Below are 20,590 nucleotides of genomic sequence, written 5' to 3' on the forward strand. Positions count from 1 at the left end.
TACATGACTTAGTTGGCGTTGTACTCTTGGGAGACTAACGCCAAGTTAGTCAGTTTAAAAAAGCCCTGTCCGAATTATTTGCAGGTCTGCTTTATCCACCGCCATACCGGCATGGTGGAAAAATGCCTCCACTACGTCTTCAGGGCGTACATTCATGGCACTGCCGGACTTTAATTTCATCTGCATGGTTAAACCACTTACCTGAGATAGCACATCCAGCTTAACTATACCTGGACGTATATCGCGTATTTTTTCCCTGCCGTCCTTGCCCTTACGGGTCACTTCTATATGTTCCTCACTTAGAAAATCACGTGCAGCCCCATCAGGCAGCGGACCGGGCAGATCGTGTTCATCAAGATGCACAATATATCCGGCTTCATCTAATTCTGCCATTGGTGCCGGAGTATTATCCTGTACATCACTCACCTCCAGCACCGCGAGCCCTGGCGGCAGAGCGGCATTTAATCGTTCGGCCAGCTCCTGGTGCGCAATGGGCTCCTGCATCTCTACATCCAATACCTCAGCTAACCCTTCGACTCCGACGGGTAGTGGTGCAGCAAAACTAAACCTGGGATGCGGATTAAAACCTTCGGAATAAGCAATGGGCAAAGCTGCCCGGCGAAAAGCCCGATCCAGTGTGCGCACTAGATCCAAGTGGGATATGTAACTGGCCGGACCCCTTTTACAGTACTGTATTCGATAACGAGGCAACAGTTTCACCTCCCGCAAAATACGGTTTTGCCTCCAGAGTGACACATAAGCCGCATCCCTGACACCGACCGTCGCGGCAATCGGGAGTAATTGCCCCTTCAAGAGAACGGCGGTGTTCGCGCACTAAGAAATTTTTACTCACTCCAGTGCTGATATGATCCCAGGGTAGTGTATCCTCATAACTATACTGCTTGTAGGCGTACCATTCAGGAGCTATGCCTGAACTGGCAAAGGCCCTTGTCCACTTGCTTAAATCAAAAAATTCCGACCAGCCGTCAAAACGGGCACCGTTGCGCCAGGCTGCTTCAATAGCACCGGCCAGTCGCCGGTCGCCGCGCGACAGCACGGCTTCCAAAAAACTGCCTTCCGGATCGTGCCATTTAAAGACCAGGCCCCGGTTACGTAGAAGTTCCCGCAATAAGGCTTGCTTGCGTTTTAATTCAGCTATAGAATTCTGGGGTTCCCATTGGAATACGGTATGGGACTTGGGTACAAATGAAGATACACTTACCGTCACCTTAAGCCGCCCTTTAGCCCTGACCAGCCGGCGTCCTCGCTCCAACACCTTCCGAGCCAAATTAGCAATCCCCTGCAGGTCCTCATCTGTCTCAGTAGGCAAGCCAATCATAAAATATAGTTTAATTGAATGCCAACCAGCCATAAAAGCTGCTTCGACAGCTGCCATCAGGTCATCCTCGGTTACACCCTTATTTATTACATCCCGCAAGCGCTGGGTACCGGCCTCAGGAGCAAAGGTCAGGCTGGAACGACGCACTTGTTGTACTTCCTTGGCCAAATCCACGGAAAAGGCGTCTACACGCAACGATGGAAGCGACACGTTAACACCGGCGGAGCCGTGTTTGTTAATAAGCTCGTGAACAAGGGGAGTCACCTGGGAAAAATCCGAGGTGCTTAGCGAGGTCAGCGATATTTCTTCCCAGCCGGTGGAACCGAGCAGATTGCTCGCCTGATGCAGCAACGTATCCGGTTCCTTTTCCCGCACCGGTCGGTATATTATCCCAGCCTGGCAAAACCTGCAGCCCCGGGTACAGCCCCGCTGCACCTCCAGCATCGCCCTGTCATGCACCGCTTCAATTGCCGGCACCACCATCCGGGTGGGGAAAACAGCGGCGTCCACATTTGTTACTGCTCTTTTTTGTACCCGGGCAGGTACACCTTGACTTAACGGGGTTACCGTGTTAATTGTCCCCAGGCTATTATACTCTACCCGGTACAATGCCGGTATATAAATACCTTCGATACCGGCGAGCCGGAGCAGCATATCCTGCCGGCTCTCGCCGCCGCGCCTCGAAGCCAGATAGGCATCCAATAAATCAGTAAGCAGCTCTTCACCCTCACCAATTGCGAAAACATCGATAAACTCCGCTATCGGCTCAGGGTTAAAGGCACATGGTCCGCCGGCCACAACCAGGGGATAATCCCCCTCCATACGTTCTGCTGAGTGCAGTGGTATACCGCCTAAATCCAACATGTTCACAATATTTGTAAAGCTTAATTCGTATTGCAGGGTAAAGCCTATAATATTAAAATCCCGCAGCGGCCTGCGGGATTCCAGGCTAAATAACGGCAGGCCATTATTACGCATTTGTTGCTCCATGTCCGGCCAGGGCGCAAACACCCTTTCCATCAGAGCATCATCACGGCTGTTGACCATACTATATAAAATCTGTAGTCCCAGGTGGCTCATGCCTACTTCATACACATCGGGAAAAGCAAAAGCCATCTTTACATCTATACTTTTCCAATCCTTACATATAGAGTTCCATTCGCCTCCGGAGTACCGACCGGGCTTTTGCACTCGCCGCAGAATCTTTTCCAGCTGTTTCTCCATATAAACATAGTCCCCCAGAATTTTAATTGCGCCATCGGATCAATAAATATTAAATACCAACAAATACTATTATTTAATATACCACAAAATATAGCCTAATGAAATTAGCGATAAGCGTCACAGCAACACTTACTTAATATTATTTTAACCATATAAAAGCAATAATACAGCTAACTTTCGTCTTTATCTCTCAATTAACTCGCCCACAGGTACATTTGAACCACGGTGCATTAAGCTATCAATTATGCTGGACTCAGTCACTGTGCCCAAATACTGACTTTGCTTATCCAGCACTGTAACCAGATGAAACCGGCGAGGCAGAAAAGACTGCATCAACTGTCCCAGAGGAACATTCTCGATAGCTACCAATTGTTTTACCGGTAGCACTCCTTCTCGGAGCAACTCTTGATGTTTCCGCATTAAGAGCTGCATAAACAGGTATGGCGCTGCACTGCGCTCCCGGGTAGCCGCATAAAAAAGGAACAAAGCAGTAACTAGAATATCCACGCCGCAAGCTCCCCACCATACCCCTAGCACGCTGAAAACTGCGATAATGACTGCAAAAACTTGACCCAGCCTGGCAGCCCGGTAGGTAGCCGGCGTTATACCAATCCGGGCAGCCAGGTAAGAGCGATATATACGCCCGCCATCCAGTGGCAGGGCAGGCAACAGGTTAAAAAAGGCCATTAACAGGTTGCACTGTAAAAAAAACGGACCCAGGTCAGCATGCCAGAGCCCGTAATTTTTTAATGCTATAGCAAAGGCAATCATTGCCAAATTGCTGACAGGCCCGGCCAGTGCAGTATAGGTTTCTCGCACTGGATCCACCTGCAACTCAGTACCCGCCCGAGCAACCCCACCAAAGGGCAGCAGTTCCACTTCATGGGCAGGGATTCCTAAACGGTTGGCCATTAGAGAATGGGCCATTTCATGCACCAGCACTACACCAAAGGCCACCAGCCCCCGGTCTAACACTCCGGCCACAAAAAACAAGGCCAGTAAAGCCAGAAAAAAGGGGTTTAAGTATATATCCACCCCCAGTATACGTCCTAGTCGCATACCGGTATCCTCCGTTATTCACCACTTATTGTCAAACGAGCCAGCGGATCAACCAGCTTTCCATTTTCCCGCAGTTCAAAATGCAGCCCCCCGCCAGCTACATCACCGTTTTCGCCAATCAGGGCAATTTTATGGCCTGCCTGCACTTTTTGGCCTTCCACCACACTCACGTCGGTTACACAGCCATACAATGTGTACCTGCCTTCACCATGATTAATTAAAACATATTGCCCTAGTTCTTTATCTTCGCCTATCCTTTCCACCTTGCCGTCTAGAACAGCAACGACGCCGGTACCAATCGGTGCGCTGATATCAATGCCGGCGTGGTATCTTTCCATGTCGTCAACAGCAGATTGCGTCCAGCCAAACTCCTCCACGACCTTGCCGGAAACCGGTAAAGCAAGCTCTTCATTAGTGAGCCCGCTACCCGTTACCTGCCGGGCATCAATTCCCGTACCCGGACCATGAATCACCGGGTTGTCCCAATTAACTAGTTGAGCAGCCAGTTGTACAGATTTATTCAGTACCGGTCTGAAATCCCACTCCGCTGTAAGCAGATGCCTTAAACTTTCCCGGGCTTGTTCACCCACAGGATGGGGGTATTGGCGCACTACTATAAGTAGGGCCAGTATAACCAGTACGGCAGTAATTCTGTAGAGGCCGTTCCACCTTTTTGAGCGCTGATATGATGATGTAACCGGGCGCCGGCCATTTATGGTCTGGTAATAGTCTGCCCATTCATCAAACCCCCTGCTTTTACGCCCGCCCAGACGCGATAACTTGTCCCACTTCAAAGTCTATTCACCCCCAACCGTTTACCGCTAACTAATGTCGGCGGCTTTATAATATATATATTTGCTGGGGTGGATAAATATGACAATCTTGTCGGCGTTATTTAACATCCATTTACAGTCGGGTCATAATACCTGGCCCGCAGGTAGTACAGGCTGCTTTCGTATACTCTCCGGCATATTTCAGCAGCTGGGGCAATTGTTCCTGCTTGGATAGGATGTTTCCCCATTCATCGTAGATGTAGCTGTTAACGATGTTGCCGGTCTGGTCGATTACCCGGGTTACGTCTCCGTGGCCGTTGTACAGGTAGTAGTAATAGCAGATAATCTATATAGTTTGAGAAACTTCCATTATACTGACTTTTACTAAAATTATACTGACAGTGAGAGCATTAGCAAAAGGTAGGTGACCATTAATGAGCTCTTTGCATTGATACGCAAGTACATCGCGGATATTACAATATAGTTCAACAGGTAACTTAGTATCATTTCACCTGTACTTGTATATTTTTAGCTTCATCAAAACCTGGTCTTAGTAAATAATGCACATTTTCATAATCTAATAGCCGCTTACTACTTTTGAACAGAGTAGCAAGCGGCTTTTGTAGTTCTGTTTTCAAGCATCCCATCTTGCCGATACTTGGCATATGCCTAAGTTGTGGCAATATACTCGTTTAATCAACAAACTTTTAAATTTTAATTAGCAATTTATTAATTAACACATTTTACCTTTTTGCGATTTAGCGATGTTCGTGTTACTGAATGTTTCCTTTATTTCTAGGTTATTATATGCGTTTGCTGTGATTCTTCAGAATAAATAATATCAATAAATACCTGCGCCAACATGGGATCATATAAGGTCCCGGAACACCGTTTAATTTCTTCAATTACTTCAATGGAAGTCATGTTCTTTTTGTAAACACGATTGGATGTCATAGCATCGTAACTGTCAACAATCCTTATGATTCTTGATAGTAACGGGATGTCCTCGGCTTTAATTCCCTCGGGGTATCCCGAACCATCGTAATTTTCATGATGATATAGTATTACCTTTGAAATTGGCTCTAGTTGACTAACCGATTTAACAATATCACTGCCCCACCGTGGATGTTGCTTAAGAACATTCCATTCATTTTCATCAAGACCACCTGGTTTATTTAGGATATCTCCATCTATTTCTATTTTTCCGATATCATGTAAAAATGAAGCATATTTTAGTAGTTGTATGTTAGTGTCCGAGAACTGTAACCTTTTGGCTACTTTTATGGAATAATCAGTAACTCTTTCTGAATGGCCGAATGTGTAGCGATCTTTGGCATTAATTATAGATATCAATGTTCGTATAGAATTAAAGGATTCTTTTTCATTTTCATTGAGCTCAAGATCCTCAAATACCGAGATGTAAAGTTCAACTTTATTCCTATTGAGACTCTTAGCCTTATAAAGTGCATAATCAGCGTATTTGATTAATTCCTTAGGATTAATACCATGAGTAGGACTTGTTGCTATACCACAAGAAACAGTAATTTTGCCTCCGGGTTGATATTCTTCTCCGTAAAATTTCTGTTCTTCTACCATTTTCTTTATATTTTCAGCTAATTGTACCGCAGTGCTACTATCAGAATGCGGAAGTAAAACAACAAATTCTTCACCACCATATCTTGCTGCAATCCCGCTTTTTATATTTTTCTTCAATAAATCACCTATAATTCCCAATACATGATCTCCTTCAAGATGACCAAAACTGTCGTTGTAGTTCTTAAAGTAGTCAATGTCGATAATAATTAAGGATAAAGGGTTTTTATCAGAGACAGACTTAAAATATTCTTTTAATTTTTCTTGAAAATAGCGGTGGTTATATAGACCGGTTAGCATATCAGTATTAGCCATTATGGTCAGGTGTTTCCGGTGTTTTGTTTCCATATCTGTTATTCCGCCGATAAACCAACCAACAACATGCATTAAACTTATGTAAATCAAAACAGATTCTATAGCCTTAAATGTGCTTCCTACAGGTTCTAAAATTACCTCATGAAGTATTAGAAATAAACTGCATATTGAGGCCATAAAAATACCGGTTTTTTTACCCATAACTGATGCGGTAATCAAGATGGGAAGCAAAAGAATTGCTTCAGAATTTGAAAGATCTTTATGAGAGATAAACAAAATTGATACAGATAAAATTAACGGTAAAACCATGTAAGTAAAGTCAATATATGATAAAGATTCTGAAGTTACTGGTGTTAATCGTATTTTAGTAATATATAATATTACAATAATTAGACCTATTAAACAAAACAAAAAGAAAAACTCGATATTGGCAAAAGGGTAAAAATATTTAGGTAATATGTTATGTCCGCTTAGAATCAAAGCAATTACAAAGATAAGAAGACAAAGCATATGTGTAGTTGTAATATATTCGTATAATTCTTTCTGCCTTTCTTCTTCCGTAATCAAAACAATACACCTCATTAAATAAAAGGTGGTATGGCACCACCTTTATTTGTTCTATTTCCTTAGCGATTTGGGGACTTCGGGTTGATAATGCCAGGCAAAACAAGTTGGAGTTACTATGATACTTGCCATAAACAGCATTGTAGTTACTGAAAAATAACATAGCTTATTAATAATCTTTTTCATAATCAATTCACCTCCTTTGTCTTTGGGTTTCTTAACCTGTCAATGTGTGACATTACAAGGTGCCCGAAATGAGTTAAATTAAAACTAGTCCATAATACAGATAAAATTATAGCTACTTGTACTTCCTGAGTATGTAACCACAAACTTTGTCGAAGTAGGACTATGACCACTGATATGAAACCAATAACAATTATCGATAAACATTTTAGTCTCTTCCTTCTATTAGCAGATGTAATAGGTGCAGAAGGTGAATCCACAGGGGCTAATCGGACAGTTAAAAATGTTCCTATAGCTATGGCTACAATTGCCATAATGTCTATATATATTTGTTTGATATGAGCTAGATATGAGGCTGCTATTGATATTGATAGGAAAACTATGGCAGTTATTAAGGCACAGCGCCACGGTGAATTAGAATGTGCTCCACCAGCAGTATGTCTTAACAATGCCACTGTAATTAAGCATGTAATAACTGCCGGCAATACATCAAATAATAGACCAAGAAAAAGTATATTAATAATATTAAACAGGTTAATTAAAGTTACCTCAATAACATAAGTGATAATCTCTTCTTTTTCTGCTGAAAGTCCCGTTTGGAAAGACAAATAACCGGCTATGCGTTTGCTAATTGGCAGGTAACTCATATCTTCCATCCATTCAAAACAGGTTTTTTAATTTTAGAAACTAATAAAGAGAGAATAAAAATTATTATAGCCTGTGGAAGTCCGATTAGGAACCATAATAAAGAATCGGTAGATGCTGCCTCAAGGCTTAGCGTTGTTAGTCTGGAAATAGATAAATGAATAACGATTTCAAAAAATATAAGAATGATTACACTTGAGATAGTCACTATAAAACTTTTGGACGGTGATATGTGAGTTGTTTTAGAAATGAATAAAACACACATTAAAAGCATAGCAACTGAATGAAGGCCTAATGTCAAAGGTAAAAGTTTAATTGCAGATCCAATAATAGATATAATTACCCCTCCCACTACTATGGGGAGCCATCGCAAGGAAATTCTGGCGAATGATAGACTTAAAGCTAGAGTTGCGATAGTCTCTGGTATACCCTGTAATAAAGATATAACTTCACTCATTACCTTTTCTCCTTAAAGACTCATAGTGTTATATGCGTCCTTTATTAGTTAGTTAATTAAACAAGTACATTTAATAAGCATATTATCTAATTTTTTTCATTATTATACCATATTTCTGCAGGAAAGTAGGATATCCTCCATTATTACAACTCTTTTTGTGGTGGGACGGTTTTAATGTTATCTAAACCGGTTTCTTTAATGAAGGATTCAAATTTTTATATACGGAAACTGATTTAGAACTTCAACTATTGGAGTGTTACGATAAAAATACAGTCTGAAATCGCAAGGAAATAATAAAATACATTTCTATAGCTTATGGCCGGTGCAGCATATAGTTACTCCGGACGAAAATCCGATGCTTTTTCCGCCCAGAAGCACATGGCAGTACATGCCGAGCACCAAAAAGACAGACTGCTTTAATTTAAAAACAGCCTGTCCTGGGTTTAGCCTAGATGCGCTTAATTAAAAAATACTTTTCTGCCTACGCATATTGATATTCAACAGTATCCCAATGGCAATCATAGTAGTGATCATACTGCTGCCTCCATAACTGAATAAAGGCAGTGGTATACCGGTGACGGGCATAATAGCTACAGCCATGCCAACGTTGACCAGTATCTGAAAAGTAATCATACTTACTATACCTGTCGCCATAAGGGTCCCAAACATGTCCTTAGCTTCATTGGCAATCCGTACTCCCCGGTAAAGAAAAATACCAAACAATATCAAGAGCAATGCGGCACCCAGGAAACCGGTTTCCTCTGCTAGCACCGAAAAAATAAAATCGGTATGCCTGATCGGCAAAAACTCCAAAAAACTCTGGGTTCCCCGCAGCAGTCCCTTACCCCAGAAGCCGCTGGAGCCAATAGCAATTTGGGACTGAATAACATGGTAGCCCGCCCCTTGAATATCAGACCAGGGGTCTAGAAAGATAATCAGCCGCTTAAGCTGGTATTCATGGAGGGGGATCCAGGTATCAAACCTAAGATGCGACCATATTAATCCCACCACTCCGGCCAATCCCGCTCCGAATAGACCGACAACCAGAAAAGGCTTAGAGCTGGCTACAAATAACATACCGAACAATATGGCAATAAAAACTAATGAAGTACCCAAGTCGGGCTGGAGTAAGATTAGCAGCAACGGTACTCCCACAAAAATAAAGGTAGGCACCAACTCCTTGATATTGCCCAGCTGCCCTTCCTTTTTGGCTAAAAAATCGGCCATGGTAATAATGATAATGATTTTAGCAAATTCGGAGGGCTGGTAAACAAAAGGACCGATCTCAATCCAACGCTGAGCCCCCATAGCAGTATGACCCAGGATAAGTACTGCTCCGAGCATTATCACATTTACCACATAAAGGTGCCTTGTGTAGCGTCGCCAATCTTCATAATGTATATATAAGACGGCCGCTGCGGCTGCAATGCCCAGCATTATCCAAACAAATTGTTTTACCGCGTATTCTTTTTTCATCCATAGTAATCTTTGAAAAATATTAGCCTCTTGTAATTTGTCCACATCCAAGCCAAGGCGCATCCACCAGCCATAATCGGTGCTGGCACTACTGATCATGACCAAGCTAAACAGCAGAATCACCCCGGTGACCCCAACCAGGGTTAAATCCAAATTTTTTATAAACCGTTTATTACTCAATCGTTGAATCACCGCCTTGCTTTTGAAGCAAGTTCTTAATTCAAGGGTAGATTTAACTCACCCTGAATTTTAGAACTGCAAAATGCATGACTTAGTTGGCGTTGTACGCCAAGTTAGTCAGGTTAAACAGTATAAGTTTTATTATATAACAGGCGATGGCACAAAAAAAGCCGGTTAGAATAAAGCTACCGACGAAACGTATCAATAAATATCGCACAACCGCTACCCCTGCAGCAGGCCCGGTCCGGATAAACCCGAACCGGGCAACAGTAGTTTAGGCGGTCTCAGTTTGTACGGTCCTTTTCATTTTCTTCACCGGTATATTAGCCACTAAGGCAACCTGGTTCTCGCTGCTGTCCAGCGATACTTCCAGTGAGTGTTCATCAATTTCCATATAATTAGAAATTACTTGAATTAATTCAACTCTTAAAGTCTGTAAAAGTTCCGGTGAAACACCAGCACGGTCGTGCACAAGCACCAAGCGCAATCTTTCTTTGGCCACATTTCTACTGGAATGGCTTTCACGGCCTAACAGGCGGTTAATAATGTCCAACATTGCGCTCCCCCCCCTTTCCGTTACTTAAGGCCAATTATCTGCCTTAACTTCCTAAAAAACCCACCTTCTTCTTCCAGATTCATCATCGGTATATCTTCGCCTTTAATACGGCGTACAATATTGCGATAAGCCTGCCCGGACCTTGATGAATCATTCATTACCACCATTTCGCCCCGGTTAGTACTTATTACTACCTGCTCGTCATCCGGTACCACACCGAGCAGGTCTACAGCCAGTATATCGATAATATCATCGATGCTCATCATATCTCCATGCTTGACCATTTGATAACGCATTCGGTTAATCACTAACTTGGGCTCGCGCAAATCCTCCTTTTCCAGCAAGCCTATGATACGATCGGCATCCCTGACAGCTGAAACCTCGGGAGTAGTAACCACTATAGCCTGATTAGCACCGGAGATGGCGTTGCGAAAACCTTGCTCAATACCAGCAGGGCAATCAATGATAACATAATCAAACTCGCTTTTTATTTCTTCAGTAAGCGCTCGCATTTGCTCAGGGCTAACTGCTGTTTTGTCCTTGGTTTGAGCAGCAGGCATTAAAAATAAATTTTCAAAGCGTTTATCTTTAATCATTGCCTTCCGGAAGGAACAATTACCGCTGGTAACATCCACCAAGTCGTATACGATCCGATTTTCAAGGCCCATAACTACATCCAAATTGCGCAGCCCAATATCAGCGTCAATCAGGCATACCTTGTCACCTAAAGAGGCCAGACCGGCACCCAAATTAGCACTAGTGGTAGTCTTACCAACGCCTCCTTTACCTGAAGTAATGACTATTACTTCCCCCATAAATATTACTTCCTCCCTTTTATGCATTTCACTTAAGTTAACTTCATATTTAGCGTTCCGAACCAGATGAGAAAGTCTCAATAACCACCGTACCGTCTTTTATTCTGGCTATCTCAGGTACAATGGGTCCATTATCATCCCCATCCGGGGCACGGGTGATATGATTCGCAATACGCAACTGGGTAGGTCGCATGCGAAAAGCATAAACAGCGGCTTTTTCATTACCACCTGCACCTGCGTGCACCACTCCGCGTAAATATCCCATAACCACCACATTGCCAGTAGCAACCACTTCCCCACCGGGATTAACATCACCGACAATTACCACATTGCCGTCAAAATATATTGATTGGCCGGAACGCAGGGTGCGTTGGACCAGAACTGTATTCTCATCCATCATCTCCTCGGGCTCTCCCCCTCCTTTACCGGGGAACTGCACCAAATTCCCACTAGTCAAATCCGGAGCCAATAATTTACGCCTCCCAGCATAACCAGTTTTTTCACTTTAAACAACTAACGTAATTATTTCTACACTCCATAAACCATATCCTGCCTAATTTTGTTAAAACCAAAATTTTACATAAAAATTTTTCATTGATATTTTTCAGGTAGACATCCATACCGCTAACGCGAACCGGAGTATGAAAATACAGGACACTTTTTGTCATCCTGAGCTAAGCGATTAATCTTTAGATCCTTAGCTTACGCTCAGGATGACAGTTCCCATAACTTATTTTCAGTGTAGCCAAAATTGCTTTACTAATTGATTAATCAATGTCTCCCATACAGCATAGAATAACCGGCAGCAGACCGTACAGCTAGTTCTATAGTTGTCCCTCAAGCGTCTGCTCCGGTGCCGGCACAGTCTGAGGTACAGCAGGCACTGTTTGAGGTGGCTGCTGTTCAGATTGGGGTTGTACAGGTTCTGGTGCCGCCTCATTGGGCGATGTCTCAACAGGCGGTTGTTGGCTATCATCCGGAGGTTGCCGGCCCTCATCTGGCGGAGTAGACGTTGCCGGTGGTGATTGAGGGACAGACGGCAGGGCCGTTGGTTGCTCCGGTTGGGTTGATACAACAGGCCGGCTCGGAGTCACCGGAATATGTTGTACTTCAGATTGTTCAGTTTGGGACGAATTAGTCACTCGCACTGCCTCACTCTCACCGGACAGATGTTCCCAGCCCGGCCAGCTTAAAGCAGGCAGCGCGTCCCAGCCCTCAGGAAGTTCCCCGGTATCGTCCGCTTGACGGCCGGGCGTATCATTTTGTATATCCTCTGGTTTTGTCTCTGTCTCAGCAAAATAGGCATCCAGTATTTGCCGGGCAATAGGCCCGGCGAATGAACCTCCCGCATAACCATATTCCAGCACCACCGCTACAGCAACTTCAGGTTTTTCAAAGGGTGCATAGGCTACAAATAAAGCATGGTTGCCAATTTTATTGCCTTTGGCATCCAACACCTCCGCAGTACCGGTTTTAGCCGCTGCGTCAAGCCCAAAAACTGCCGATGCGGTACCGTTGGGTGGCGTTGCCACCATATGCATTCCTTCCTGAATTATCTGCAAATTTGCTTTTGAGATATTTACCTCTCGCTTGGCCTCCGGCTTAAACTCTTTGAGAATCTTACCATCCGGGGTAACAATTTTATCCACTAAATAAGGCCGATATAATGTCCCGTTATTGGCTATAGCAGCTACATATGATACCAGCTGCATCATCGTGTAGGTATTATTGCCCTGTCCAATGGACATGTTAACGGTTTCAAATTGCTGCCATTCCAAATCCCATTCATGTTTTTTTAATTGCTTGTTAAGTTCAGCGTCCCTTTCTTTTTGCAGTTCCTGATTACGTGCTTCGTTGGTAGTCTTTTCGATTTGTTCATTGAGTTTGCGTACTTTGGCAAAGTCCTCGTTATACATGATTAACATATTTTTCACAAGTTTATATTTCCACTCGGGTGTAGGCACCACACCGCTTATTTCACCAGGCAGATTAATACCAGTTTTTTCTCCTAAACCAAATTCTTTAGCCATTCTGGCGATTGCATCTACCCCGGCCATACGCCCGTATTGATAAAAATAAGTATCACAGGACACCTCCAGAGCCTTGCGGAGGTCTACCATCCCATGACCGCCCGGTTTCCAGTCATTGAATATTCCCTTGCCCAGCCGGTAATAACCGGGGTCGGGAATATTAAAGTTGGGATCCACAATTTTATTCTCCAATATCGCCCCTGCCGTAACCATTTTAAAAGTAGAGCCGGGCGGATAAATAGCTGATATGGTGCGATTAAGCAGCGCACCTGTATCCTGCAGCTCTTGCCACTGGGCATTGGATAACCCATCGGTGAAGATGCCGGGATTATACGAGGGATAGCTGGCCATAGCCCGAACGGCTCCGGTGCGAACATCCATAACTACCGCAGCACCAGCTTTGGCACGACTGTGGCCCGCACTTTGAGCCCGGGCTACCCCATCCTCCAATGCCTTCTCCGCTGCCATCTGCAAATCAAGATCAACGGTTAGCACCAGGTCGTTACCCGGTACAGGCAGTTTTAAGCCCAAGTCCCGCACCGGCCGGCTACCGGCATCTACCTCCACCTGCCTGGCACCGTGTTCGCCCCGCAGGTAAGATTCATACATCAATTCCAGGCCGTTTTGCCCGTAAAGATCGTTCATAAAATAGCCTTCGTTTTTATGCTCTTCATACTGCTCCTGTTTGATATTCTGCACGTAGCCAAGCGCGTGGGCCAGCAGATTCTGATAAGGATAGTCCCGAACAGGTTGAATGTCCACGACTACCCCGGGCAATTCCATCTGTCTTTCCCGTAGTGTCACTACTGTTTGGGTTGAGATGTTTTCAGCTACTAGCACGGGTTCGTATGGCTTGTAGTATTTTTTCTCCCTGATTGCTGCCCGCACATCCGCTTCCACTTCATAAACGGTCTTATCAGCAAATACCGCCTCTTGGTGTAGCATGGCCACGAGTTCGCTTAACATATCGGTTTTCTTTTCCAACCTGACACCAAAGGAACTAAGGTTTTGCTGACGCAAGGTGGCCACTGTAGATGGATGATAAACTACGGCGATTTCCAGTGCTTCACCATTTTCCAATTTAACCTTGTTGCTGCTGACCCGTTCTTTGATAATCTCTTCAATAGCTTGCTTTTTAGCTGTATAGGTGGCCTCGTCACTTTTTCGGGTTACATGCTCATTAAAGTCCTCCGGCGTTTTACCGCTGATTTGCTGAAAATACTGTACCGCTTCCTCATCCCCGGCTAATATCCAGGCAAGCTTGTCAGCCATACTTACCGTTTCCGGGCCAATACGGTCCAGGTATAAGTGATAAGTAGTGCCCTCTAAATTTAAATCATTGATGGATACAGTATAAATAGGTTTGTTAGTGACAATTTTTTCGCCTTGCCGGTCGAAAATTTCCCCCCGCGGGGCAAAAACCGGCACGATCCGAATATAATTATTGCGCGCCATCGTACGATATTGTTCGGTTTGCACCAATTGCATAAAGGATAGCCTGGCAAGTAATAGCAGCAACACCAAAAGCACTGCACCCAATATAAATTTCATTTTATATTCAACTAATGCTTTTCTTTTCATAATGCTAACCTTTCTTGTTTCTCCGAATGATGAGCGAAGGTCTCTTAGGGGTTAAAAAATTCTGCATTATTAGACTGGTCCTTTTGGACATATCGATAAAAATAACCGTAAATAAGCAGTACCACCAGCGCATTATAGAAAGCAGTGGGCAATATAACATAAGCAAGTGCCGCCGGTACTGGCACTGATACATTAACCAGCAACAGCAAAAATTGAAAAACTAGCTGCGCTCCCAATGTGCATATCCAGGTCAGCCCGGCAGCAATTACACGATTATCCCTGTATAACCTGCCTTCCCCCAACCCTGCCAGATAGCCTGATGTCATCTTGGTTAAAGCATTTAAGCCAAAATAACCGCCGCTTACCAGGTCCTGTAAAATACCGGCTGCAAAACCCAAAAAAGCCCCCTCCCGAGGACCCCGGAGGAAGCCGTTAAGAATAACCAGTATCAGTACCAGATCAGGTTTTATCCCATAAATAGCTATATAATTAAAAGCTGCGGTCTGCAGAATAAATGCCAGCAGCACAAACAATAAAAAAGACAAAGGTTGCAAATTTTTCACCTCCGGGTGCTACGTAACCGGATCAACGTTGCTTGAGGTAATTACCAGAACCTCCTCCAACCGGTTAAAATCCACAAAGGTTTTTAATGTTGCCATTTTAAACATGCCGGATTCTTCACGGCGGGTCTTATGCACTGTACCAACTGGTATGCCCTTCGGAAAAACACTGCCAAACCCTGAAGTTACGACCCTGTTTCCTTTTTTAGGCGCCAAATCAGACGGTATGTGCACCATATTTACAACGCTACTCCCACCGGCTACTCCCTCAACAATACCCGGTGCGCGATTTTCTTGGACCAAACAACCGACGCCGCTGCGGGGGTCAGTAATGAGCAGCACCTCTGCCGTGTGGTTGGTAACATTGGTCACCCGGCCAACAAGACCGGCCGGGGTTATCACAGCCATATCCTGCTGGATGCCGTTAGCAGAACCCTTATTAATAATCGCTATACCGAACCAATTATCTGCCGCACGCCCAATGACTTCAGCCGATACTGTATTCAGCTGGCCCGCCAGGCTGGTTTTAAATGAAAGCTGCTCCTTAAGACGAACATTTTCAGCTTTAATTTCGTTATATTCAGCTAGCTTCTCCTGTAGTTCCGTCACCTGCTGCTCAAGCTGCCGGTTATGTTCCGAAAGTTTATATAAGCGGACGGGAAACGCAAAAAAATCAGTGACCTTACCACTAACTACCGATACTACCCGCTGTACTGGAGAGAGCGTCTCCCGAGTAGTTGACTCAAAGGGAGTCAACTCATCCGTATTACCTGCGGAAAAATGCAAGCCAATAATAATAAGCACTACCAATACACCTAATAAAAAAAGGGTTTTCCCAGTTGTAAGACGGGACACTCGACACACACCCTATAATATATATTATAGCTCATTTGATATTGAACCGTAATAGACCAGGCTCAAGCCAATTTTTTGGGATGTATAATAACTTTACGTAAAATATGAATATTATCCAGTACCCGCCCTGTGCCATAAGCTACTGCCAGTAGCGGTTCCTCAGCCAGGTGTACAGGCATACCGGTTTGCTCACTGACCAGGTGGTCCAGGCCACGAAGTAAAGAGCCACCCCCAGCCATAACTATCCCCCGGTCCATAATGTCCGCGGATAGTTCAGGAGGAGTTTGTTCCAAAGTGCTTTTTATTGCATCTACAATACTGGCAACAGGATCAGACAAAGCTTTATAAATTTCCTCAGAAGTTATCTCAATAGTTTTCGGTAATCCGCTGATCAAGTCACGCCCCCGCACCTCATACGTTTCCACCGCATCAAGGGGGTATGCAGTACCAATTTGTATTTTTATTTCCTCAGCGGTACGCTCTCCAATCATTAAGTTATAGGTTTTTTTAACATGCTGAATAATCGAATCATCCATCTCATCACCTGCCTTACGTACCGAACGGCTGGTAACTATACCTCCCAGAGAAATTACCGCTACCTCAGTGGTACCCCCGCCGATATCCACGATCATATTTCCGGTAGGTTCATGCACCGGCAAGCCGGCTCCGATGGAGGCCGCCATAGGCTCTTCAATCAGATAGGCTTCACGAGCTCCTGCTTGCAGAGCGGCTTCACGAACAGCCCGCTCCTCCACCGCGGTTACTCCGGAAGGCACTGAAACCACCACACGGGGTCTAATTAGAAAAGTGCGGCCACGTAAAGCTTTATTGATAAAGTATTTGATCATGCTTTGAGTGATATCAAAATCGGCAATCACGCCATCCTTCATCGGGCGAATGGCTATGATATTACCTGGTGTACGGCCAATCATTTGCTTGGCTTCCTCACCCACTGCCAGCACATGGCCGTTATCGCGCTGGATAGCTACCACTGACGGCTCTCGGAGAACAATGCCCTTACCTTTTAGATAAACCAGGGAGTTTGCTGTTCCCAGGTCAATACCCATATCTTTGGAAAAAATGCCTAAGCGCATTTGTACAGGCCCCTCTCTCTGTCATTGTTTCATATTAGGCCCTTGGCCTTAAAACTGGTAAATCTATTATCTCCAATAACCAGGTGATCTAAGACTTCAATACCAATAATATTCCCTGCTTCAATTAAACGGTTGGTCACCTCAATATCCTGGCGGCTGGGTGTAGGATCACCGCTAGGATGGTTATGCACCAGGATCACCCCGGCAGCACTGCGTCTAATGGCCGCTTTAAACAGCTCCCGCGGGTGGATAGCTGAAGAATTCAGTGTACCAATGGAAATCGTTTCTCGCACCAGCACCTGATTTTTGGTGTTCAGAAGCAAAGCACAAAAGTGTTCTTTGTCCAGGTGACGCATTTCCTCCATGACCAATGAGGCTGCGTTTTCAGGTGATTTAATGCAAGGCCTGTCCCAGGTAGTAGTCATAGCCACCCGCCGTCCTAACTCCAGTGCAGCCCTGATTTGAGCCACCTTTGCCGGTCCCATACCTTTAAAAGCACTCAATTCCTCGGCTGAAACACCAAGCAATTGCTTTATACCACCAAAATGACCGAGCAGTGCAGTTGCCAAATCCACCGCACTGGCAGCGGCATAACCGGTGCGTAGCATAATGGCCAATAACTCAATATCCGATAAGGCCTCCGGCCCTTCCTGCAATAGCCGTTCCCTGGGCCGTAAGGATAGAGGCATGTCCTTTATCGCAACACGATAGACCGGAGATACCATGGAATCTACCTCCAATAACTTGATACATCTACATTAAATTCTTTCAACATCTGAGTCAACTTAAAAAGAGGTAACCCCACTACGTTAAAGTAACAACCCCTGATCCCTGCTACAAACACAGCCGCTAACCCCTGAACACCATACGCCCCGGCCTTATCAAACGGCTCTTTGGTAGTTATGTATCGCATCAGTTCATCCCGGGATACATCACGCATCTGCACCTCGGTGCACTCGAAGTCCGAAAAAACCCGGTCACCAGCCAACTCCAGCAAGGTTATACCGGTAAGTACCTCGTGAACATTCCCTTGCAGGCGTTCCAACATGGTCAAAGCCTCTGCTTCATTAGCCGGTTTTCCTAACACCTGGCCATCCAACACCACCACAGTATCTGCCGCAATCACAATACCTTCTGAATATATTGTTGCAGCGGCTCTAGCTTTGCGCTGGGATAGCGCGACTACCTGTTCAATAGGAGACAGACCAGGCAACAGACTTTCATCAACATCAACTGTAACTATAGTATAAGGCAAGCCAATTTGTTCAAGCAGTTCCCGCCGTCTGGGAGACGACGATGCAAGATAAATGGTGGGCAAATTTCTTCCTCCGTATAAGTAGCGTATTTTTCTATCCAGCAAAAAACCGTTCTATTCAGAATGACTATATTTTTCTGTAAACGATATATCCCAGCACCAACCCTAAAGCAGTAGTCAGACCTATATCCAAGGTAAAACCAAAAGTTAACTGAATAAACTGCAAATCCAGGGTGGTCGGTTGTAAACCAATTTTACCTGTGGCTGCCAATAAAGGCACAGACTTGGCAAGGCTATTAGCAACAGCGCTACCAACAAGACCACCGGCTAATAACAGCAACAATAGTATCCCGACATTGCTGGCTCCGCGTATAATTTTAGCCATTCACTCACCTCAAATGCGCACTTACAAACAAGTTAACTGTTTCCTTGCTCTATATTCTATCATACATATAATAACCAGTCTTCTGCAAACCACTAAAAAAAATCCCATATCCCTTTTGGGTACGCAGGGATCGGGTTTAAAGCAGGGGTATTAAATATGCTAAAGCTAAAATACAAACACCCTGCGTTGATTTAATTTGGCTATTACCAAAGTTAATAATGGAGCTTTTTTCCATTAAAGTCTACCCCAAACAGTTTAATTCGTCAATAAATTTTACTGTTCCACCCTAAATTATTTCTTGTTGAACAGACCACGTACAACTTCCCTGGCCTCTGCAACCATATACAAAGAACCGGTGATACACACCAAATCATCCACCCCGGCCTGCTTCATACCAGACAACACCGCATCAGCTATACTCTCTACCACATCCACATCAGATATATACTCGCGCGCTTGAGCGGCTAGCTGCTGCCAGTCGCCAGCCCTGGGGCTATTGGGCTTTGTAATGATCACCTTGCGAGCCCGCGGGGCAAGTTCAGCCACCACCCGAGCCCGTTCCTTATCGCCCAGCATACCTAAAATCATAACTATCTCCCGCTCTGGGAAATATGTGTCAAGGGCGAGGCGCAAACTGCGGGCGCCCTCATAATTATGCGCACCATCAATAAGTACCGGCGGTTTACCCCCAAGCAATTCCAGGCGCGCCGGCCATACTGTTTTACTCAGCCCGTCCCGCAGCGCACTTTCTTCTATATGTACGCCCAGGCCGGCTAGCAGTTCCAGTGCCGCCAGAGCTGTGGAAGCATTGACCACCTGATGCTGGCCAAGCAAAGGAAGCCATAGTTCCATAAAATGCCATTTAAGCCCCTGGTAGTCAAAGTATTGCCCGCGCAATGAATGCTCCCCGTATTCCCAGGTAACATCCCGGCCTACTTGAATCAAAGTGCAGCCTTTCTCACGGCAGATTTCCTGAATAATGGCCAGCACCTCAGGGTTATCTGAGGCAGTAACCACTGGAACGCCAGGTTTAATAATCCCCGCTTTAACCCGGGCAATATCAGATACAGTACCACCCAAATAATCCATGTGGTCCATAGTTACATTTGTAATAACTGACAGCAGTGGGTGTACTACATTGGTGGAGTCGATAGCACCGCCCAGCCCAACCTCCAGCACCAGATAATCCACCGCCTCCTCAGCAAAGTAACAAAAAGCCAGGGCAGTGCTGACCTCAAACTCCGTGGGGTGTTCAAAACCATCCTGAACCATAGTTTCTATGTGCGGACGCAGATAAGTGATTAATTTAGCTACCTGGTTCGGGTCAATTTCCGCATTATTAATTCGGAAACGCTCTGTGTAACTATGCAAGTGGGGAGAGGTAAATGTGCCCACCCGGTAACCTGAACTTTGCAAAACACTGGCCAGTATCGCCGTGGTAGAACCTTTACCATTAGTACCGCCGACATGAATTACATTAATCTTCCTGTGTGGCTCACCCAGGCGGCGCAGTAATTCACTGATCCGTACCAATCCAAAGTTCATCCCAAACTTGGTAAGGTTTTGCAAGTATTCCATTGCCTCTTCATATAACAATGCTATCACACTCCGGGTGAAAAATGTAAAAAAACCACTAACGTAACATATAACC

General features: G+C 44.8%; 20 protein-coding genes. All 20 read right to left on the reverse strand.

The window, feature by feature from the left end; all coding sequences use genetic code 11:
- Nucleotides 1-54: 54 nt before the first annotated feature.
- Nucleotides 55-711, reverse strand: coding sequence for a TIGR03936 family radical SAM-associated protein (locus SPSYN_RS08690; RefSeq protein ID WP_161822056.1), 657 nt, complete (start codon nt 709-711; stop codon nt 55-57).
- Nucleotides 683-2,563: a TIGR03960 family B12-binding radical SAM protein gene (locus SPSYN_RS08695; protein WP_161822057.1), complete on the reverse strand. Its 1,881-nt coding sequence runs from the start codon at nt 2,561-2,563 to the stop codon at nt 683-685. The genes SPSYN_RS08690 and SPSYN_RS08695 overlap by 29 nt, the downstream gene beginning before the upstream one ends.
- A gap of 183 nt (nt 2,564-2,746) precedes the next feature.
- A complete protein-coding gene (locus SPSYN_RS08700; protein WP_161822058.1) occupies nt 2,747-3,622 on the reverse strand; it encodes a M50 family metallopeptidase in 876 nt (291 codons plus the stop codon).
- A 14-nt stretch (nt 3,623-3,636) separates the two neighbouring features.
- On the reverse strand, nt 3,637-4,416 hold the full coding sequence (locus SPSYN_RS08705) for a M23 family metallopeptidase (RefSeq protein WP_161822059.1): 780 nt from the start codon (nt 4,414-4,416) through the stop codon (nt 3,637-3,639).
- Between the two features lie 774 nt (nt 4,417-5,190).
- Nucleotides 5,191-6,870 carry a bifunctional diguanylate cyclase/phosphohydrolase gene (locus SPSYN_RS08715; RefSeq protein ID WP_161822060.1) on the reverse strand — a complete coding sequence of 560 codons (1,680 nt, stop codon included), beginning with the start codon at nt 6,868-6,870 and terminating at the stop codon, nt 5,191-5,193.
- 51 nt (nt 6,871-6,921) lie between these two features.
- The gene (locus SPSYN_RS16320; protein WP_341478865.1) at nt 6,922-7,053 is read right to left on the reverse strand and encodes a cyclic lactone autoinducer peptide; all 132 of its coding nucleotides are present in this window, start codon (nt 7,051-7,053) and stop codon (nt 6,922-6,924) included.
- 2 nt (nt 7,054-7,055) lie between these two features.
- Nucleotides 7,056-7,697: an accessory gene regulator ArgB-like protein gene (locus SPSYN_RS08725; RefSeq protein ID WP_161822061.1), complete on the reverse strand. Its 642-nt coding sequence runs from the start codon at nt 7,695-7,697 to the stop codon at nt 7,056-7,058.
- Nucleotides 7,694-8,152 carry a hypothetical protein gene (locus SPSYN_RS08730; protein WP_161822062.1) on the reverse strand — a complete coding sequence of 153 codons (459 nt, stop codon included), beginning with the start codon at nt 8,150-8,152 and terminating at the stop codon, nt 7,694-7,696. Before SPSYN_RS08730 ends, SPSYN_RS08725 begins: the two co-directional genes overlap by 4 nt.
- Nucleotides 8,153-8,614: 462 nt before the next feature.
- A complete protein-coding gene (rodA, locus tag SPSYN_RS08735) occupies nt 8,615-9,808 on the reverse strand; it encodes a rod shape-determining protein RodA (RefSeq protein WP_161822063.1) in 1,194 nt (397 codons plus the stop codon).
- A 274-nt stretch (nt 9,809-10,082) separates the two neighbouring features.
- Nucleotides 10,083-10,364, reverse strand: coding sequence for a cell division topological specificity factor MinE (minE, locus tag SPSYN_RS08740; RefSeq protein WP_161822064.1), 282 nt, complete (start codon nt 10,362-10,364; stop codon nt 10,083-10,085).
- 20 nt (nt 10,365-10,384) lie between these two features.
- The gene (gene minD / locus SPSYN_RS08745; protein WP_161822065.1) at nt 10,385-11,179 is read right to left on the reverse strand and encodes a septum site-determining protein MinD; all 795 of its coding nucleotides are present in this window, start codon (nt 11,177-11,179) and stop codon (nt 10,385-10,387) included.
- 49 nt (nt 11,180-11,228) lie between these two features.
- A complete protein-coding gene (gene minC, locus SPSYN_RS08750) occupies nt 11,229-11,579 on the reverse strand; it encodes a septum site-determining protein MinC (RefSeq protein WP_243152998.1) in 351 nt (116 codons plus the stop codon).
- A gap of 424 nt (nt 11,580-12,003) precedes the next feature.
- The gene (gene mrdA / locus SPSYN_RS08755) at nt 12,004-14,790 is read right to left on the reverse strand and encodes a penicillin-binding protein 2 (RefSeq protein ID WP_161822067.1); all 2,787 of its coding nucleotides are present in this window, start codon (nt 14,788-14,790) and stop codon (nt 12,004-12,006) included.
- 44 nt (nt 14,791-14,834) lie between these two features.
- Nucleotides 14,835-15,344 (reverse strand): rod shape-determining protein MreD, encoded by a 510-nt coding sequence (gene mreD, locus SPSYN_RS08760; protein WP_161822068.1) that lies wholly within the window; start codon nt 15,342-15,344, stop codon nt 14,835-14,837.
- Nucleotides 15,345-15,362: 18 nt separating this feature from the next.
- Nucleotides 15,363-16,214: a rod shape-determining protein MreC gene (gene mreC / locus SPSYN_RS08765; protein WP_341478866.1), complete on the reverse strand. Its 852-nt coding sequence runs from the start codon at nt 16,212-16,214 to the stop codon at nt 15,363-15,365.
- A gap of 53 nt (nt 16,215-16,267) precedes the next feature.
- On the reverse strand, nt 16,268-17,299 hold the full coding sequence (locus tag SPSYN_RS08770) for a rod shape-determining protein (protein ID WP_161822070.1): 1,032 nt from the start codon (nt 17,297-17,299) through the stop codon (nt 16,268-16,270).
- Nucleotides 17,300-17,328: 29 nt separating this feature from the next.
- Nucleotides 17,329-18,024, reverse strand: a complete 696-nt coding sequence (gene radC / locus SPSYN_RS08775; RefSeq protein WP_161822071.1) for a RadC family protein — start codon at nt 18,022-18,024, stop codon at nt 17,329-17,331.
- A gap of 5 nt (nt 18,025-18,029) precedes the next feature.
- Complete coding sequence (locus SPSYN_RS08780) at nt 18,030-18,617, reverse strand: Maf family protein (RefSeq protein WP_161822072.1); 588 nt, start codon at nt 18,615-18,617, stop codon at nt 18,030-18,032.
- A gap of 64 nt (nt 18,618-18,681) precedes the next feature.
- The gene (locus SPSYN_RS08785) at nt 18,682-18,939 is read right to left on the reverse strand and encodes a DUF4321 domain-containing protein (protein ID WP_161822073.1); all 258 of its coding nucleotides are present in this window, start codon (nt 18,937-18,939) and stop codon (nt 18,682-18,684) included.
- A gap of 291 nt (nt 18,940-19,230) precedes the next feature.
- Nucleotides 19,231-20,535 carry a bifunctional folylpolyglutamate synthase/dihydrofolate synthase gene (locus SPSYN_RS08790; RefSeq protein ID WP_161822074.1) on the reverse strand — a complete coding sequence of 435 codons (1,305 nt, stop codon included), beginning with the start codon at nt 20,533-20,535 and terminating at the stop codon, nt 19,231-19,233.
- Nucleotides 20,536-20,590: the final 55 nt, after the last annotated feature.

Source organism: Sporotomaculum syntrophicum, assembly GCF_009932395.1.
GTDB classification, from domain to species: Bacteria; Bacillota; Desulfotomaculia; order Desulfotomaculales; family Desulfallaceae; genus Sporotomaculum; species Sporotomaculum syntrophicum.

Excerpts from the sequence above, each read along its gene's own strand:
- SPSYN_RS08695 (WP_161822057.1), bottom strand. The coding sequence starts at position 2,563 with ATGGAGAAACAGCTGGAAAAGATTCTGCGGCGAGTGCAAAAGCCCGGT.
- SPSYN_RS08700 (WP_161822058.1), bottom strand. The coding sequence starts at position 3,622 with ATGCGACTAGGACGTATACTGGGGGTGGATATATACTTAAACCCCTTT.
- SPSYN_RS16320 (WP_341478865.1), bottom strand. The coding sequence starts at position 7,053 with ATGAAAAAGATTATTAATAAGCTATGTTATTTTTCAGTAACTACAATG.
- SPSYN_RS08725 (WP_161822061.1), bottom strand. The coding sequence starts at position 7,697 with ATGAGTTACCTGCCAATTAGCAAACGCATAGCCGGTTATTTGTCTTTC.
- SPSYN_RS08730 (WP_161822062.1), bottom strand. The coding sequence starts at position 8,152 with ATGAGTGAAGTTATATCTTTATTACAGGGTATACCAGAGACTATCGCA.
- minE (WP_161822064.1), bottom strand. The coding sequence starts at position 10,364 with ATGTTGGACATTATTAACCGCCTGTTAGGCCGTGAAAGCCATTCCAGT.
- minD (WP_161822065.1), bottom strand. The coding sequence starts at position 11,179 with ATGGGGGAAGTAATAGTCATTACTTCAGGTAAAGGAGGCGTTGGTAAG.
- minC (WP_243152998.1), bottom strand. The coding sequence starts at position 11,579 with ATGATGGATGAGAATACAGTTCTGGTCCAACGCACCCTGCGTTCCGGC.
- mrdA (WP_161822067.1), bottom strand. The coding sequence starts at position 14,790 with ATGAAAAGAAAAGCATTAGTTGAATATAAAATGAAATTTATATTGGGT.
- SPSYN_RS08770 (WP_161822070.1), bottom strand. The coding sequence starts at position 17,299 with ATGCGCTTAGGCATTTTTTCCAAAGATATGGGTATTGACCTGGGAACA.
- radC (WP_161822071.1), bottom strand. The coding sequence starts at position 18,024 with ATGGTATCTCCGGTCTATCGTGTTGCGATAAAGGACATGCCTCTATCC.
- SPSYN_RS08785 (WP_161822073.1), bottom strand. The coding sequence starts at position 18,939 with ATGGCTAAAATTATACGCGGAGCCAGCAATGTCGGGATACTATTGTTG.